Below are 16,859 nucleotides of genomic sequence, written 5' to 3'. Positions count from 1 at the left end.
AATGTTCTTTTAAGGCGAAGTGTAGTATTTAAACCCGTGAAATGTCACTATGTTGGCCTAAACCACCTTTTAAACGAAGGGGCCTTTGTACGACTAACTGGAATATTAGAGGGAAAAAAATCGGTTTCATGGAGAAGAACCAAAAGTTTTCCATTCTCTACCCTTTGAAAGCCAGAAATCATTTTGCGATGTAATATATACTTCCTGTTCAGCCTAAAGAAAGTATGTGCTGGCACACGGTTTTCAATTCTTTCCAAGGAATCATCCAGATAAAACTTTTTCCCACTAAGGTCTTGAGCTATGGTATAATCCGCATCAACAAAAAAACCAGCCAATCGTTCAAAATCCAGCTTCAAATCTTTCTTCCCAACTTTTACCACAAAACCATCCGCCCTTAGTTTTTCCTCTTTGGCAATCTTTTGCTCTGTTTTTTTCCATTGATTGTAGTAGTAGAGTCCCAAATAGAGTGCATTTATAAAAAAAAACCAAATGCCGATTATGATAAGATCAATCGTGTAGAAATCCAAGGGAGCACTTTCACCTTTAGCAATAAAACTAGTTAGTTCGGTCAAAAAACTTATAATGGCCAAGCCAAGGAAGGTTGTTGCGGGTATCTGTACACCCAAACGTTTTAGAATGCCTTTATCATAAGGGAGTTTTAAATCCAAGAACAAAATCAATTTTCGTACAAAGTACCAGGCGATGTATCCCGTTACGGTATCTATGGTGAATGTCAACAGTAAGAAACCATTGAATTTGACATTGGCATAGGTAAGGTAATAGTTGATGGCACTAATGATAGGAATTGCGACCAGGAAAATGGAAACATCGGGGTAATAAATAGACCTATTCTTATTATTTTTTTCCATCGCTTAAATTCCCGAAGGGATTTGCATTCTCTTCAATAGTGCGCCTCTTGACAACCTTATCAAAAATAATGAGATTCCCTTGCATACAGAAGTCAATCCAAAATTTCAATAGCGAAGTGAAAGTTAAAAACTACCAATAATCCACACTTTGCCACTCCGTTTATCTTCAATGCCCTGGCACCTTATTTTCGTTCTTGTTGTACTCTTTGATCCTAGATCCATATAAGTTTTGATTACCTTGTGCAGAACATCAAAAAAACAATCTTGAAATTCCGTAGATTTTCAGTTTCGCTTTTACTTTTAGCCGTCTTAGCTTGCAGGCCCTCTACAGAAGTAAAACTAACCATTGCCGTAGCTGCCAACATGCAATACGCAATATCCGAGATTGTAGAGGCTTTTACCAACAAAACCGAAATACAATGCAACCTAATCATCGGCTCCTCGGGAAAACTTACGGCTCAAATAAAGGAAGGCGCGCCCTATGATGTTTTTCTTTCTGCGAATATGAAATATCCCATGGAGCTGTTTGATGATGGCTTGACCACCGCTCCGCCCAAAGTCTATGCCAATGGTGGGTTGGTGCTTTGGACACAGAGCGACCAAATAGTTCCTTCTTTAACAAGTCTTACCAATAAGGATGTCAAACACATCGCCTTGGCCAACCCTGAAATTGCGCCTTACGGAAGGGCCTCTATTCAAGTATTGAGAAATTTGGACCTGCACGACACTTTGGTGGAAAAACTGGTTTATGCGGAAAGCATTTCGCAAACCAATCAGTTCATAAGCACCGGGGTGGCCCAAATAGGGTTTACCGCAAAATCGGTGGTCCTATCCCCTGACCTCAAAGGCAAGGGCAAATGGAAAACACTCGACCCAAAATATTATGATCCGGTGCAACAAGGAATCGTATTGACCAGGCGAAACGAGAACAGGGACAATTCGCCCCAACGCTTTTTTGATTTTATTTTTTCAGAGGAAGCCCGCAAAATTTTAGAGAAATACGGATATTCGATGGATGAATAGCTTTCAGGGACACATTTCAGCAATTGTTTCTAGCGGCAACCTGTCCGTTGTATCGGTTGTTCTCGACCAAAATATCTTGGTCAAGGCCATTGTGATTGAAACCCCTGAAACATCCAAGCTTTTGCAGGAAAACGGTCAGGTAAAAGTGCTTTTTAAAGAGACCGAAGTGGTTATCGGTATTGGGCAAAATCCTGCTGTAAGTCTGCAAAACCGAATTCCTGGAAAGATTAGGGCCATCAAAAAAGGAACATTGTTAAGCAGCGTACATTTAGACACTAAAGTAGGTGAAATTATTTCGGTCATAAGCACCAATGCGGTAAACACACTTGGGATAAAAGAAAATTCGGACGCCCTTGCGATGATAAAACTAAATGAAGTAATGTTGGCTTCTGTATGAATTGGGATCCATTGATATTGACCTTTAAATTGGCATTGGTAACCACTGCCCTACTCTTTTTGGTCTCCCTTCCCTTGGCATACTGGTTGACCTATACCAAATCAAAGTTCAAACCCATTGCGGAAACCTTGGTTAGTATGCCCTTGGTTTTACCCCCTACCGTATTGGGGTTCTATTTTTTAATAGCCTTTAGCCCAAATAACTTCTTCGGAAACTGGTTAGACCAAACTTTTGGAATACAGTTGGTTTTCTCATTCTGGGGACTGGTTCTGGCCTCTATGATCTATAGCCTTCCATTTATGGTGCATCCGCTGCAGTCCGGACTATCAGGATTGCCAAATTCGCTGAAAGAAGCTTCATATGTAATGGGAAAGTCCAGATTTCAAACCCTTGTTAAGGTGTTACTTCCCAACATAAAGTCTTCATTGCTGACAGGAATCGTGCTTGCCTTTGCCCATACCATTGGCGAGTTTGGGGTAGTCCTAATGATTGGTGGCAGTATTCCCGGCAGCACCAAAGTTGCGTCCATAGCCATTTATGAAGAGGTGGAAGCCTTAAACTATACTGCGGCCAACACTTATTCTTTGGTGCTCTTCGCCATTACCTTCGGAATCTTGCTCTTGGTATACCTTAGTAACGGAGGGTATTTAAAACGGTTTTTGAAATGATTGAAATCAAACTGCAAAAGGCGTTGAACGGTCCTGAAGGCCCCATGATGTTAAGTCTGGACATTGCCATAGACAAAGGCAAGTTGGTTACGCTCTACGGACCTTCCGGTGCAGGTAAAACCTCAACACTTCGAATATTATCCGGTCTGCTAAAACCCGATAATGGCTATATAGCCGTAGATGGAAGAATATGGCTGGATACTGCAAAAGGCATTGATCTAAAACCTCAGGAAAGAGGTATTGGTTATGTTTTTCAAGATTATGCGCTCTTCCCCCATTTAACAATAAGACAAAACCTGGAATTTGGTTTGAAGAAAAGCCAACCGCGGGAGGTTGTTTCAGAATTGATCCATATCATGGAGTTGGAAAACATCCAGGATCGAAAACCCAATACCCTATCCGGCGGACAGCAACAACGAGTGGCCCTGGCCAGGGCCTTGGTACAACGACCAAAACTTTTATTATTGGACGAACCACTTTCAGCCCTTGACTTTGGCATCCGTCTTAAATTACAGAACTACTTGCAAGAGGTTCATAAAACGTATGGTCTCACAACCGTTCTCATCAGTCACGATATTGGTGAAATCCTGAAGCTTTCGGACTGGACCTTCAAACTGCATCATGGAAAGGTGATACAGCAAGGTAATCCCACCGATGTATTCACCCAAAGTAGTTTGAGCGGTAAGTTTAAATTTAAGGGCGAAGTAATACAGATACAGCAGGAAGATGTTGTTTTTGTTGTTTCAGTTTTGATCCAAAATGAATTGGTCAAAATCGTTGCTCAAGAGTCTGAGGTAAAAGAATTGTCCATAGGCGATACGGTTATTGTGGCCTCCAAAGCCTTTAATCCCATTATTTATAAAATCAAATGAAGCACCTGGCACTCTATTTTTTAATCACTTTAGCCTTTACCGGCTGCAAACAGGAAGCAACTGTTGCCCTACACACCTCTGAAACCTTGGTAATAGAAAAATTATCGGCCAATACCTACGTCCATATTTCCTATTTACAAACCGATAGTTTTGGGAATGTTGCCTGCAATGGCCTGATTTATAAAAATGGGAATGAAGTGATTGTGTTTGACACCCCAACTACGGATGCAGCATCTGAAGAACTTTTGACATGGATTTCGTCAGAACTCAAGGCGAAGGTAGTTGCTATTGTCCCCACGCACTCCCATGACGATTGTCTTGGTGGTCTTGTTGCTTTTCACGAAGCTGGTATTCCTTCCATAGCCAATAGTCTGACCAAAGAATTCGCCTTAAAGAACGAAATGACCGTTCCCCAAAAAGGCTTTCAGCATCAAACAAATATTCGGGTCGGAAACGAAAGCGTATCCTGTATTTTTGTTGGACCCGGACACACTCTGGATAACATTATTGGATACATTCCAGCCGAAGAAGTACTGTTTGGTGGTTGCTTGTTGAAATCCTTGGGTGCCGGAAAAGGATATTTAGGGGAAGCCGATGTGCCTCAGTGGCCAATTACAGTAAATAAGGTAAAAACTAAGTTTCCCAACCTTAAGTGGGTGGTCCCGGGCCACGGGAAGTCAGGTAAAACGGATTTATTGGACTATACCATAACCTTATTCCAATCGGAAAACAAAACTCAGGATGAAGGAAACCCGAATTAACAAATATTTGAGTGAAGTAGGGTATTGTTCCAGAAGGGCAGCGGACAAACTTATTGAACAAGGTAGGGTCACCATCAATGGGAAGACACCCGAGATGGGAACCAAAGTAACCGCCAATGATGAGGTTCGGGTAGATGGGGAGTTGGTTTCGAGGCCTAAGAAACAATCGGTCTACTTGGCATTTCATAAACCCGTGGGCATTGTCTGTACCACGGATACCCGGGTGGAGAAGGACAATATTATCGATTTCATCAATTATCCAGAGCGTATTTTTCCAATTGGAAGATTGGACAAACCCAGCGAGGGACTCATTTTCTTGACGAATGATGGAGATATCGTCAATAAAATTCTACGGGCTCGAAACCATCATGAAAAAGAATATCTGGTTACTGTAAATAGACCGATTACAGAAGAATTTCTGAAGCGAATGCGGAACGGTATTCCCATTTTGGGCGCTATGACTCGTAAATGCGAGGTGGAAAAAATAGGCCCGAACCAGTTTAAAATTATTCTTACACAAGGTTTGAACCGACAAATTCGAAGAATGTGTGAATATCTGGACTATCGGGTAAAAAAGCTTAAACGGGTTCGAATCATGAATGTAAAACTGGATGTACCTGTTGGAAAATGGAGGCATCTATCGGATCAAGAACTAAAGGAAATTCAAAGACTGGTCTCTTACTCTTCCAAAACCCATAACTAAGGCGTTGAAATTCAAGGTATTTTAAACACGTCAGCCGCATCCATTCAATCCGTTGAATGACACAAAACACCGTTTAACTGCAAAATCTCAATTCATAGATGTTAATTATCTAAAAAATATTCGATTAAATGCACTTTTTATTCGTTAAAATTCAAAACCTATGAAAAATTCATAAGTAATCCTCAAAAATAATTCTCCAACTTTGTGATGTTGTTAACCCCCAAATCTATTTTATCATGACACGTTCAATTACCTACAGCCTAAGTTTAGTTTTTGGTTTTCTATTTACAGTTACACTAACTGCCCAGAATCCAATAAAGTTTGAATCGACGAACCAAAGTTTCCCTGAAACCAAAGGACAGCTTTCTACACTTGAAGGGTATATTCCTTCCATGACGATGACACAGGATGGAAAGACCGCCTATTTCAGCAAATCAAGTGAACAGAAACCACTTTATGGATTGTTTTCAAAAAAAGAAGTTGTCCATGAAATCTATCGTGCAGAAAAAATTGATGGCACCTGGGGCAATATTACCAAACTGAATGTCTGCCCAAAGTACGCATCAGCAAAGCACCCTACTATCTCTGCCAATGGAAAACGTCTTTTCTTTGCCTCCAATATGAAAGGTAGCTATGGTAAATATGATATTTATGTTGCCGATATCAATGCAGATGGAAGTTTGGGTGTATCCAAGAATCTTGGACCTAAAGTAAATACCAAAGAAGACGAGTTATACCCTAACCTTTATAACGAAACACTACTGTTCTTTGCATCAGAAGGTCGTGAAGGCTTCGGCGGATTGGACCTTTATGCTACCCAGGTGGTACAGAACAACCTTACTGCTTCTGTAAACCTTGGAAGCCACATCAATAGCAACAAGGATGACTATGCCATTCAACTTGATTTGGAAAAAGGAGAGAGCTATGTAGTTTCCAACCGAGGACAGAACCAGACCATCCAGCAGGTAACCATCGCCTACAGAAAACAAGCTGGGGACGGTACCATGATGGCCTATAATGATGAAAAGTTGGACACTGCATTGCACAGTGGCACCAACTACGAGCTTACCAGTACCTCCTTTGAAGACTAGAACAATATAAATTGGTCCACTACCTGAACGTTATCTGATTTTGTCTATTACTGAGATACTGAAATTGTTGGACTATGGTAATTTAAACAGGGGGAACTGCACTTTATCATAGAAGCGGGTTGTATTATTTCACTCGGACCGATTTTGTTAAGAATAGGATGCTCCAAAAGGGCATCCTATTTTTTTATGGCCTTATTTGACATCAACGTCCTACCTCGGAAAACAAGGATATCGACAAGAATCCCTCTGTTTTTTCCAAAAAACCACAAAGTGCATTTGAACGAAAAAAACTACAAATACTTCTTTCAAAAGAAAAAAAATCCTAATTTAATTCTTGAAATAATACATAATCCCAAATCTTAAACTCATGAAAAAAGCTATAATTTTAAGTGCCAGACCTAGTCCTTTTAGCATATTAGGGTTTCTTCACTAGCACACAGCGACCTTTCTAAATCATTTTTGATTTGACCTTTTCGAGGTCAAGACCACTGCCTGTCCGTTAAGGAGGTGTAAGCGTTATTTAGGTAGTTCCAAATTTGATGGAACACCAAATCTCTTCTTAAATCTCTTCTTAATACGACATGGAGGAAAGCATATGCTTTGCCTAAATTTTTGGTGAAGAATGTTCAAGTACAGACAAAATCAGATAACTCAAATCTAGTAACCATGAAAACTTCCCCCTTAAAAATCGCGATTGTTGACCATGACGAAAAACTACATCCCTTATACCGATTTTATTTCAGTGACCATGACGAATATGAATTGGTTGGTATCCATACTTCCATAAACCGGTATATGTGCCATACTTCTGGGAATGCAATTGATATAGTGGTTTGCGAAGTACAATTGACCGGTCTATCCGGAATAGATGGAATTCCATACTTCCATAAAAAGAGTAACGTTCCTCAAATATTAATGACGAGCCAGAAATGCGATTTCAAAATTATCAAGGAAGCCTTTAAAAAGGGTGCAAGTGGATTTTTGACCAAGCCGCTGACCAAAAGTAGGTTCTTCAATGCCCTTGACGAATTGAATGAACATGGTATAGCCCTGGAACACGATGTTGCAAAGAAAATCATCCATTCTTTTCAAAGTAAAAGCTATGAGCGCTTCTCAAAAAAAGAAAATCAAATTATCGAGCTCCTTACCCAAGGCTATACGTATAAAATGATTGCTGACAGACTTTGTGTCACTCCTAGTGCGGTAAATTTCCACATTCAAAATATATACGTAAAACTCAATGTAAACTCGAAAGCGGAGGCTTTAAAAAAACTCCAAGAACTGGAAGTGCGTCAATTGAATGCAGCTTAGCCAGTTTGTCTTCTTTGTATAAAAAAGGCCCGCTATTTATTGCGGGCCTTTTAACTATATTATAATTGAAGGATTACTTCACCTCTTCAAAATCAACATCCTCAACATTATCACCTTCTGCACTGTCATTGGTGCCCGCGTCACCTGCTGCGGTATCTGCCCCATTGGTCTGGCCAGCCGCCTCAGCTTGCGCCTTGTACATTTCTTCCGATGCAACTTTCCAGGCCTCATTGATTTTCTCCAAAGCTGGCTCGATAACAGCCACATCTTTTGTCTCATAGGCTTTCTTCAACTCTTCCAAAGCATCTTCGATAGGTTTTTTCTTATCGTCGGACAACTTATCGCCGAACTCCTTTAGTTGCTTTTCCGTTTGGAAAATCATTCCGTCCGCCTCGTTCAACTTATCAGCTTTCTCCTTGACCGCTTTATCCGCTTCAGCATTCGCCTCCGCTTCAGCTTTCATTTTTTGGATTTCTTCTTCGGTCAATCCAGAAGAAGCTTCAATTCGGATGTCCTGCGTTTTGTTCGTAGCCTTATCCGTTGCGGAAACCTTGATGATACCATTGGCATCAATATCAAAGGTCACTTCAATTTGGGGAGTACCCCTTGGTGCAGGTGGAATTCCATCCAAATGGAACCTGCCAATTGTCTTATTATCCGCAGCCATTGGTCGTTCTCCTTGCAACACATGGATTTCAACCGAAGGCTGATTGTCCGCCGCAGTAGAGAATACCTGAGATTTTTTCGTAGGGATAGTTGTATTGGACTCAATTAATTTTGTGAACACACTTCCCATGGTTTCAATTCCCAAGGAAAGTGGAGTTACATCCAATAGTAGTACATCTTTAACATCACCGGTCAATACTCCACCTTGGATAGCGGCACCTACCGCCACCACCTCATCCGGGTTTACCCCTTTTGATGGTTTCTTACCAAAGAACTTTTCCACAGCCTCTTGAACCGCGGGAATTCTAGTGGAACCACCTACCAAGATAATCTCGTCAATATCGCTTTTTGAAAGTCCGGCACTTTTAAGGGCAGTTTCACAAGGCTCGATGGTACGTTTAACCAAATCATCGATCAACTGCTCAAATTTTGCACGGCTCAATGTCCTTACCAAGTGCTTTGGCCCTGAAGCCGTTGCGGTAACATAAGGAAGGTTGATTTCAGTCTGGGCAGAAGCCGACAGTTCAATCTTTGCTTTTTCAGCAGCTTCGCGTAAACGTTGCAATGCCATGGCATCTTCACGAAGGTCCATACCCTCATCACTCTTAAATTCCTCAGCCAACCAATCAATGATTTTTTGATCTACATCATCACCTCCCAAGTGGGTATCCCCATCGGTTGCCAAAACCTCAAAAACACCATCACCCAATTCCAAAATGGAAACGTCATGGGTTCCTCCACCAAAATCGAACACTACGATTTTTTGATCCGTATCTTTTTTGTCAAGACCGTAGGCCAAAGAAGCCGCGGTAGGCTCATTTATAATACGTTCCACGGTCAATCCTGCGATTTCACCCGCCTCCTTGGTAGCTTGGCGCTGGGAATCATTAAAGTAGGCAGGAACGGTAATCACCGCTCTTGACACATCTTGACCTAAATAGTCTTCCGCCGTTTTCTTCATTTTTTGAAGAATCATGGCAGAAAGTTCTTGAGGCGTATACAAACGTCCGTCAATGTCCACTCGAGGAGTGTCATTGTCACCTTTTACCACATTGTAGGGAACACGATCTGCTTCTCTTTTGGACTCAGAAAATTTGTTCCCCATAAATCGTTTTATGGAATATATAGTCTTGTGTGGGTTAGTCACCGCCTGACGTTTGGCCGGGTCCCCTACCTTAATTTCACCGCCTTCTACAAATGCGATAACTGAGGGAGTAGTGCGTTTTCCTTCAGCATTTGGGATTACCACCGGCTCATTTCCCTCCATTACAGAGACGCAGGAGTTGGTCGTACCCAAGTCTATACCTATAATTTTGCTCATTGTATCTAAAGTTATATCTGTTGTAAATTCATTTTTGTCTCGACCAAGAAGTGACAATGATTATGCCATGCCATGGAATATGACAAGGTGTCAGATTTACACCAGATAGACCTGCATAGTAGTAATGAGGTTTCGCAGCATATCTAGAAAATTGATGAACTTCTGGCCCGGTATTTTTTAAATACCGTTGCTGCTCTTCTTATATTTGGCCAAACAATATTCGCCTGTGGAATGCATTAGTGTTTTTGATATGCTCAAGATAGGAGTTGGCCCATCCAGCTCCCATACACTGGGCCCTTGGAGGGCTGCCGAGCGTTGGATTCATGAACTCAAAGAACAAGGTCGTTTTGAATCTGTAAGCTCCATCAAAGTATACCTTTATGGTTCCCTTTCGTTGACCGGAAAGGGCCATGCTACTGATATTGCCGTGGCCATGGGACTCTTGGGAAGCGACCCAGAAACTGTTCCAACAGATAAAATTGAGGTTTATCTGAAGGAACTAAAATCATCTAGCCAGCTCAATTTAGGCGGATCTCGAAAAATCCCATTCCACTTTGAAGATGACATCATTTTTAAAAGAGAGTTTTTGCCCTTCCATGCCAACGGGATGCTTTTTGAGGCAACTTTTCCTAACGGACAAAAATCTTCGGAAACCTATTATTCCATAGGCGGTGGGTTTGTGGTCAAGGAGGATCGCTCCCATTCCAAAGAGAACAAAGTAACTTTCAAGACCTTCCCCTGCCCTATCAAAACGGGGGAAGAACTCCTAAAATATTGCCAGACGAAACAAAAGACGATCTCAGAGATTGTCCTAGAAAACGAATTGGCGCTTCGATCTTCAGAAGAAATAGATTCTGAACTGCTTCGTATTTGGAATACCATGCTGGAATGCATGTACACAGGATGTCATACCGAAGGCACCTTGCCAGGCGGTTTGAATGTACGGAGGAGGGCCTTCAATTTAAATCAGAAATTAATTGGCGCGCACCCGTATACCACACCTCAAGAGTGGCTGGAAAGTATTAGGGAAACAGAGGTGAAGTTTAGGCAAATTATCAAATGGGTAAGCTGCTTTGCCCTTTCCGTCAATGAAGTAAACGCCGCGTTGGGAAGAGTGGTAACAGCCCCTACCAATGGAAGTGCAGGTGTTATCCCGGCTGTGCTTATGTACTATCTGGTCATTGAAAACCATGATGGCGACTTTGAGGACATCAAACAATTTTTGCTGATAGCCGGAGAAATCGGCAGCATATTCAAAAAGGGCGCCACCATTTCAGCGGCGATGGGAGGCTGCCAGGCAGAAATTGGAGTCTCGTCTGCAATGGCTGCAGGTGCATTGACCGAGCTGATGGGAGGAACTCCTGAACAAGTGCTTATGGCCGCTGAAATCGCTATGGAACATCACCTCGGCCTGACCTGTGACCCCATTGGCGGACTGGTTCAAGTGCCATGTATTGAGAGAAATTCCATGGGCGCAATAAAAGCCATAAATGCCGCAGAACTTGCAATGGATACGGACCCTAGCGAGGCTAAAGTTCCTTTGGACAAAGTAGTGAACACCATGTGGGAAACGGCGAAGGACATGAACAGCAAGTACAAAGAAACCTCCGAAGGGGGACTTGCAGTGGGCGTCTTTTTAAGTGACTGTTGATTGGTAAGGTATTTTTTTGGAACTTACATCATATTTCACTTTATGTCGACCTCAAGACTCTGGAAAATAGTTATCTCACTCTGTGTGTTATGTGCCCTTTCCTTTGCTCCACATAAAGATTTGGATTCCAAGTATACACTTATCCTCTTTGAAGGCTCGGATTGGTGCATGAACTGCATCCGGTTTGAAAAAAATGTGCTTTCGAGTACTTATGTAAAGTATTTCTTTTCCCAAGAGGACATTGAAGTGGAGCGCATTGATTTCCCACAAAAAAAGAAATTAAAGCAGGAGATTAAAGATTACAATGCCAAAGTAGCAGAGGAATATGACTTCAAAGGTATTTTTCCCACTATTCTGCTAATCAACAATAGTACAGACAAAGTTATTACCCTGGAGTACCATGATCAAAGTCCTGCAGATTTTGTTTCGCAAATCAAGTCAAATCTGTCCAAATGACTATAAAACGCTTCAAAAGAAAATGTAAATTGATGGGCTGTTCCTTTGAGCTTGGCGTTGTTATGGCCAGTGAGCGGGAAGCCAACATTTTGCTTGATGAGGGTGTAGGGGAAATTCAACGTATAGAGGCGTTACTATCAGAATTTCAGGAGGATTCAACAATTTCCAAAATCAACGAGAATTCTGGAGGGAACCCCATTGCTGCAGAACCAGAGGTCTTGGCACTTCTAGAGCGCTCTATTAAAATTTCCAAATTATCCAAAGGCTATTTCGATATAACCATGGGGCCTTTGAAAAAACTGTATCAATTCAAAAACCAGACGTTTAAATTTCCAGAGAAAAAAACAATTTCCAGAACCCTTAGGAAAATTGGCTATCATTTTTTGCGTCTGGATACCGGGAATGGCACCGCACAACTATATCAAAAAGATATGCGAATTAGTTTGGCCGCTATTGGTAAGGGTTATGCCGCAGACGCGGTCAGAAAAAAATGGAAAAAACATAACTTGGTCGGCGGTTACATCGATGCAAGTGGAGATCTTACCGCCTTCGGTAAAGATGAAAATGACGAGGTTTGGAAAATTGGGATTTCAAATCCCGATGACAGAAACCAATCGCTGTTTTATGTGCCTTTACAGGATGCTGCGGTGGCCACTTCTGGAGATTATGAACAATATTTCATGCACAATGGAGTGCGCTATTCCCATAACATCAATCCCAAAACCGGTCTGCCGGTGAGCGGGGTCAAAAGTGTTTCCGTCTTTTCTCCTAGCGCGGAACTCTCCGATGCTCTGGCCACCGCAGTGTACGCTATGGGGTTGGAAAAAGGAATCTCATTTTTAAATCAACTCCCCCAAACACATGGCATCGTCATAAATGCCGAAAATAAAGTTTTCTTTACCAAACAACTTCAATATGAACCAATTCCTGCTTAGAACGTTGTTCATGTTATTTATCGGCGGATTCTTTGGGTCCTGCGCCACCTCTTTAAAACCCTATGAAAGACAATACATCAACGACCCCGAAATGTCCATGTTCGGTGCGAATGGAACCAAATTTCAGCAATATGTGAATACCATTCGGGAGGGCTCGTTAGCGGCAGAAGGTAAAAAAGGTAGTGGTGGTTGTGGTTGTAACTAGGGTTGATACATGAACAAAAGAACCATTCTTGTCGGTAGTCTTGCTTTTTCCATTTTGTTTGGAAAAGCCCAAAAACCAAAGAACAAAGCATTCAAAGTACGGGAAACAGAGGTTGAACTATTGTATAACCACTATATCCAGGACGGCGATAATTCAGCTGTTACCGGCGGGGAAGGCACAGAACGCCTAATTGTTTACGGGCCTTCGTTTGGACTTAAGAAAACTTTTGGCAAAAATGGGATCAACTTCCAATTGGGTGCTGATATCATTTCCTCAGCTTCCACAGACAATATCGATCGTGTCCAATCCTCTGCCTCACGACTTGATGCAAGAAGTTACACCAATCTCGGCTATTCAAGGTATTTTGAAAAAAGTAAAAGCAGCATAAGCATCGGACTTAGTGGTTCTATAGAATCCGATTATTTCTCATTTGGTAAATATCTTGGTTGGACCAAAACTTCAAAGAGCGACATGCAAACTTACTCTGCTGAATTACAGGTTTTTAATGATGACCTTAGGTGGGGAAGACTGGATGACGGGTTCTTGTCCGAACCCCAGTTCCTTATTTACCCCGTGGAACTGCGCTTTCAGGAATGGTATGATGAGTACAAACGAGATTCTTATAATTTGAACTTGGGCTTTACACAAGTTTTGGACCAACGAAATACAATAGGCATCTTTACCGCCCTAAGTTTGCAAAAGGGTTTATTGGCTACGCCCTTTCACCGTATTTTCTTTACAGATAACACCAGAGCGGTAGAACAACTTCCTGATCAAAGACAGAAATTGGCCATTTCCTTAAAATGGAACACCTTTACTTCAGGTGGAGTGATACTGCGAAACAAAATTGCAGGATATACCGATGATTTTGGAATTTTAGGACTTACCATAGACAATGAAACTGCTATAAAGCTGAGTCCCAAATGGACTTTGTTGCCAAGTGCCCGCTATTATATCCAACAAGGTTCAAAATATTTTGCCGCCAAGGGTGAGCATGATGCCAATGAAACCTACTACACTTCTGATTATGATTTGTCCTCTATAAATTCCCTCACCATTGGTATGGGTTGGCGCCATTGGCCCGCCGTGCGCAAGAATAGGGGTTTGCACAGTTTTTCCATACAATACTTCTATTATTCAAGATCTAATGGCTTAAGGGCCCACACGCTTGCCACCTCCTTTAACTTTTTAAAGAAAAAAGCCCTGAAGGAAAAGAGACCCAAGCGAAGGAATAAAAACTAGATGTTCTCGTTTTAGCATACCAAAAAAGCCTCAAAACACTCCGGAAACAATTCATAACTACCCATTTAAACAATTCGTGAAACGAGATTGCAAAACTTTGATTACCTTGTAAACGATGACCGCAACCTGTAAGGTTGCCCCAGTTTTGGACAGGAGTGTACTAGGACCGACTTCCCCCATGAAAGTGCTTCCTCCAAAAAATCCACTTGATGGATTCAAAACCGGCATACCATAGCCAACGAAAAATAAACAACCTTAACATTATGAAAACGAAACTAAGCCTAGCCCTTGTACTATTGGGAATGGCGGTAGCCATTCATTTTTTAACCAAAAACAACAACACAAAGACCTTTGCCAAATATCAAAGCGCGTCTTTTAGCTTTATCAAGTGTACACCTACCCAATATTTGTTGGAAGTACCTGATAGTACGCAGCAAATAGCACCGCTTTTCGAGAATTTGGGAGAACTCCAGTATAACATTAGTACAGATAATGAAATGGCCCAGACTTTTTTCAATCAAGGTCTGCGCCTCACCTATGCTTTTAATCATGCTGAGGCCCATAGATCCTTCATGGAAGCGTCAAGGTTAGATCCAACTTCTGCTATGACCTTTTGGGGCCAAGCCTATGCCCTAGGTCCAAATATTAATGACCCCCTTCCTCCGGAGGACCGCAAAATTAAGACCAACGAGGCTTTGGCAGAAGCAATGCGCCTATCCGAAAATGCCACACCCAAGGAAAAAGCACTTATTGGAGCTTTGCAGGCTAGGTATAGCACTGATCTAGAGAAGGATGTTGCCGAATTAAACCTAGCCTATATGGAAGCCATGGCCAAGGTGGTAAAACAATTCCCTGAAGATGCAGAAGTACAAGTACTCTATGCCGCTTCGATAATGAATACGGTACCATGGAACTATTGGGATGAGGAAGGCAATCCCTCGCCCAACATCCCAGAGGCCAAGGCGGCCCTGGAAAAAGCCATGCAACTTAACCCCAATAATCCTGGGGCCCACCACTATTACATTCACATGGTAGAGCTTCCAAAGCCTGACCTAGGTGTAGCCAGTGCTGACAAATTGGGGCAGTTGATGCCTGCCGCTGGGCATTTAGTGCACATGCCCTCACATATTTATATCAGGGTAGGGAGATATCTCGATGCCGTTGAGGCGAATCAGGCAGCAATTATGGCAGATGAGGACTATATTTCCCAATGTTATTCCCAAGGTTTATATCCATTGGGGTATTATCCACATAACATTCATTTTTTATGGTCTGCGGCAAGTCTACTAGGTGATAGTCGCATAGCCATGGACGCCGCCAAAAAAACAGCCGAAAAAGTACCTGTCGGAGAATTGGTTTCCATGCCCTTTTTGCAAGATTTTGCTTCTACGCCCATGCTTGCCTATACTCGGTTTGGCAAGTGGAATGAGATATTGACCATTCCGGCTCCAAATCCCGACATAAAACATCTTAATCTCATTCGTCATTATGCGCGGGGGATGGCATTCATCAGAAAAGGGAATGTCAAGGAAGCACAGGAAGAGCTGGAGGCCATTGGTGCTCTAAAGAACGATCCAGAGATGGAAACATTGATTGCCACAGCCCAGAACCCATCCATCAACTCGGCCAACATTGCCTATGAAGTTGTCTCCGGGGAATTGGCCGCCTTAAATGGAGATCTAACAACTGCTATAAAGCATCTGGAGCAAGCGGTTCAATATGAAGATGCACTTACGTATACGGAACCGGCAGCATGGCACATCCCAACACGACAAAATCTAGGTGCTGTCCTGATGCAGGCCGAAAACTTCAAGGAAGCAGAAAAGGTGTACCGGGCAGATTTGGATGTGCTCAGACAAAACGGATGGTCGTTGATGGGTTTGTACAAAAGTTTAAAGGCCCAAGGACGGATGGATGAGGCTTCCGTCATAAAACAAGAATTTGACAAGGCCTGGGAACATTCAGATATTAAAATTGAAAATTCCGTGTTATAAAAGCTACCTATGAAAATGTCCACAACACTAAAAGCAGTCAAAATACCCTTTCTAATTGTGATTATTGGCATTTTAATGGTGGTTTCAATATTTCCTAATCAAAAAGCTGAGCTCCCCGTATTTGGTCCAAAAGATTTTCATCCAGATTTAGTGGATTCGGAAACACAGCAAGTAGCATCCCATCATACAGTATCCGACTTTAATCTTACCAACCAGAATGGGGAGTTGATAACGCAATCCACATACGACAACAAGATATATGTTACCGATTTCTTTTTTACCCGTTGTCCCAGCATCTGTCCCATTATGTCCAACAATATGGGAAAATTGCAAAAAGAGTTTATCAATAATGATGATGTTATGTTTTTATCCATGTCCGTTACCCCGGAAATGGACAGTGTCCCCATTTTAAAGGAATACGCCCGTAAAAATGGGGTTCTGGATTCAAAATGGAACGTGACCACTGGTGACAAAAAACACATTTACGATTTAGCGCGAAAGAGCTTTTTTGCAGCTTTGGACTATGGCGATGGCGGATTACAGGATTTTATCCATACCCCAAACTTTGTACTGGTCGATAAAAAAAGACAAATTAGGGGTGTATATAATGGCACCGATCCAGATGAAATACAACGACTCATTGAAGACGTCAGATTGTTGACCCATAGGTTTAACAATACCCCATCGCCTTAAA

At 42.0% G+C, this 16,859-nt stretch carries 17 protein-coding genes; 15 read left to right on the top strand and 2 right to left on the bottom strand.

Annotated elements, in window-relative coordinates; genetic code table 11:
* Nucleotides 1-47: 47 nt before the first annotated feature.
* Nucleotides 48-869, bottom strand: coding sequence for a LytTR family DNA-binding domain-containing protein (locus BUC10_RS03060; RefSeq protein ID WP_073176416.1), 822 nt, complete (start codon nt 867-869; stop codon nt 48-50).
* Nucleotides 870-1,133: 264 nt separating this feature from the next.
* On the opposite strand from BUC10_RS03060, the gene modA reads away from it, so the two are divergent.
* The 8 genes from modA to BUC10_RS03020 all read left to right on the top strand — a co-directional run bounded on the left by modA (nt 1,134) and on the right by BUC10_RS03020 (nt 7,695).
* Nucleotides 1,134-1,892: a molybdate ABC transporter substrate-binding protein gene (gene modA / locus BUC10_RS03055; protein WP_245812763.1), complete on the top strand. Its 759-nt coding sequence runs from the start codon at nt 1,134-1,136 to the stop codon at nt 1,890-1,892.
* A complete protein-coding gene (locus BUC10_RS03050) occupies nt 1,885-2,289 on the top strand; it encodes a TOBE domain-containing protein (RefSeq protein WP_073176415.1) in 405 nt (134 codons plus the stop codon). Before modA ends, BUC10_RS03050 begins: the two co-directional genes overlap by 8 nt.
* Complete coding sequence (modB, locus tag BUC10_RS03045) at nt 2,286-2,957, top strand: molybdate ABC transporter permease subunit (protein WP_073176414.1); 672 nt, start codon at nt 2,286-2,288, stop codon at nt 2,955-2,957. The genes BUC10_RS03050 and modB overlap by 4 nt, the downstream gene beginning before the upstream one ends.
* The gene (locus BUC10_RS03040; RefSeq protein ID WP_073176413.1) at nt 2,954-3,829 is read left to right on the top strand and encodes an ABC transporter ATP-binding protein; all 876 of its coding nucleotides are present in this window, start codon (nt 2,954-2,956) and stop codon (nt 3,827-3,829) included. Before modB ends, BUC10_RS03040 begins: the two co-directional genes overlap by 4 nt.
* Nucleotides 3,826-4,590 carry a subclass B1 metallo-beta-lactamase gene (gene bla / locus BUC10_RS03035; RefSeq protein WP_073176412.1) on the top strand — a complete coding sequence of 255 codons (765 nt, stop codon included), beginning with the start codon at nt 3,826-3,828 and terminating at the stop codon, nt 4,588-4,590. Before BUC10_RS03040 ends, bla begins: the two co-directional genes overlap by 4 nt.
* Nucleotides 4,571-5,293: a 23S rRNA pseudouridine(2604) synthase RluF gene (gene rluF, locus BUC10_RS03030; protein WP_073176411.1), complete on the top strand. Its 723-nt coding sequence runs from the start codon at nt 4,571-4,573 to the stop codon at nt 5,291-5,293. Before bla ends, rluF begins: the two co-directional genes overlap by 20 nt.
* Nucleotides 5,294-5,529: 236 nt before the next feature.
* Nucleotides 5,530-6,384, top strand: coding sequence for a TolB-like translocation protein (locus BUC10_RS03025; protein WP_073176410.1), 855 nt, complete (start codon nt 5,530-5,532; stop codon nt 6,382-6,384).
* Nucleotides 6,385-7,050: 666 nt separating this feature from the next.
* On the top strand, nt 7,051-7,695 hold the full coding sequence (locus BUC10_RS03020) for a LuxR C-terminal-related transcriptional regulator (protein ID WP_073177089.1): 645 nt from the start codon (nt 7,051-7,053) through the stop codon (nt 7,693-7,695).
* Between the two features lie 73 nt (nt 7,696-7,768).
* Here BUC10_RS03020 and dnaK read toward each other — a convergent pair whose 3' ends face one another.
* Nucleotides 7,769-9,682, bottom strand: coding sequence for a molecular chaperone DnaK (gene dnaK, locus BUC10_RS03015; RefSeq protein WP_073176409.1), 1,914 nt, complete (start codon nt 9,680-9,682; stop codon nt 7,769-7,771).
* Between the two features lie 226 nt (nt 9,683-9,908).
* Here dnaK and BUC10_RS03010 point away from each other — a divergent pair, with 226 nt between their 5' ends.
* From BUC10_RS03010 to BUC10_RS02980, 7 genes are all read left to right on the top strand, one after another.
* Complete coding sequence (locus BUC10_RS03010; RefSeq protein WP_073177088.1) at nt 9,909-11,333, top strand: L-serine ammonia-lyase; 1,425 nt, start codon at nt 9,909-9,911, stop codon at nt 11,331-11,333.
* 42 nt (nt 11,334-11,375) lie between these two features.
* A complete protein-coding gene (locus tag BUC10_RS03005; RefSeq protein WP_073176408.1) occupies nt 11,376-11,789 on the top strand; it encodes a thioredoxin fold domain-containing protein in 414 nt (137 codons plus the stop codon).
* Between the two features lie 32 nt (nt 11,790-11,821).
* The gene (locus BUC10_RS03000; RefSeq protein ID WP_165614843.1) at nt 11,822-12,724 is read left to right on the top strand and encodes an FAD:protein FMN transferase; all 903 of its coding nucleotides are present in this window, start codon (nt 11,822-11,824) and stop codon (nt 12,722-12,724) included.
* Entirely contained in the window at nt 12,705-12,929 is a 225-nt protein-coding gene (locus BUC10_RS02995) for a DUF4266 domain-containing protein (protein WP_165614842.1), read from the top strand. Before BUC10_RS03000 ends, BUC10_RS02995 begins: the two co-directional genes overlap by 20 nt.
* Nucleotides 12,930-12,938: 9 nt before the next feature.
* Nucleotides 12,939-14,171 carry a DUF3570 domain-containing protein gene (locus tag BUC10_RS02990; RefSeq protein WP_073176406.1) on the top strand — a complete coding sequence of 411 codons (1,233 nt, stop codon included), beginning with the start codon at nt 12,939-12,941 and terminating at the stop codon, nt 14,169-14,171.
* A gap of 263 nt (nt 14,172-14,434) precedes the next feature.
* Entirely contained in the window at nt 14,435-16,165 is a 1,731-nt protein-coding gene (locus BUC10_RS02985; protein ID WP_073176405.1) for a tetratricopeptide repeat protein, read from the top strand.
* 15 nt (nt 16,166-16,180) lie between these two features.
* Nucleotides 16,181-16,858, top strand: coding sequence for an SCO family protein (locus BUC10_RS02980; protein ID WP_073177086.1), 678 nt, complete (start codon nt 16,181-16,183; stop codon nt 16,856-16,858).
* Nucleotide 16,859: the final 1 nt, after the last annotated feature.

The organism is Flagellimonas flava (genome assembly GCF_900129665.1).
Lineage (GTDB): Bacteria > Bacteroidota > Bacteroidia > Flavobacteriales > Flavobacteriaceae > Flagellimonas > Flagellimonas flava.
The sequence above is the reverse complement of the archived record's forward strand: the minus strand, read 5'-3'. Positions and strand labels throughout refer to the sequence as shown.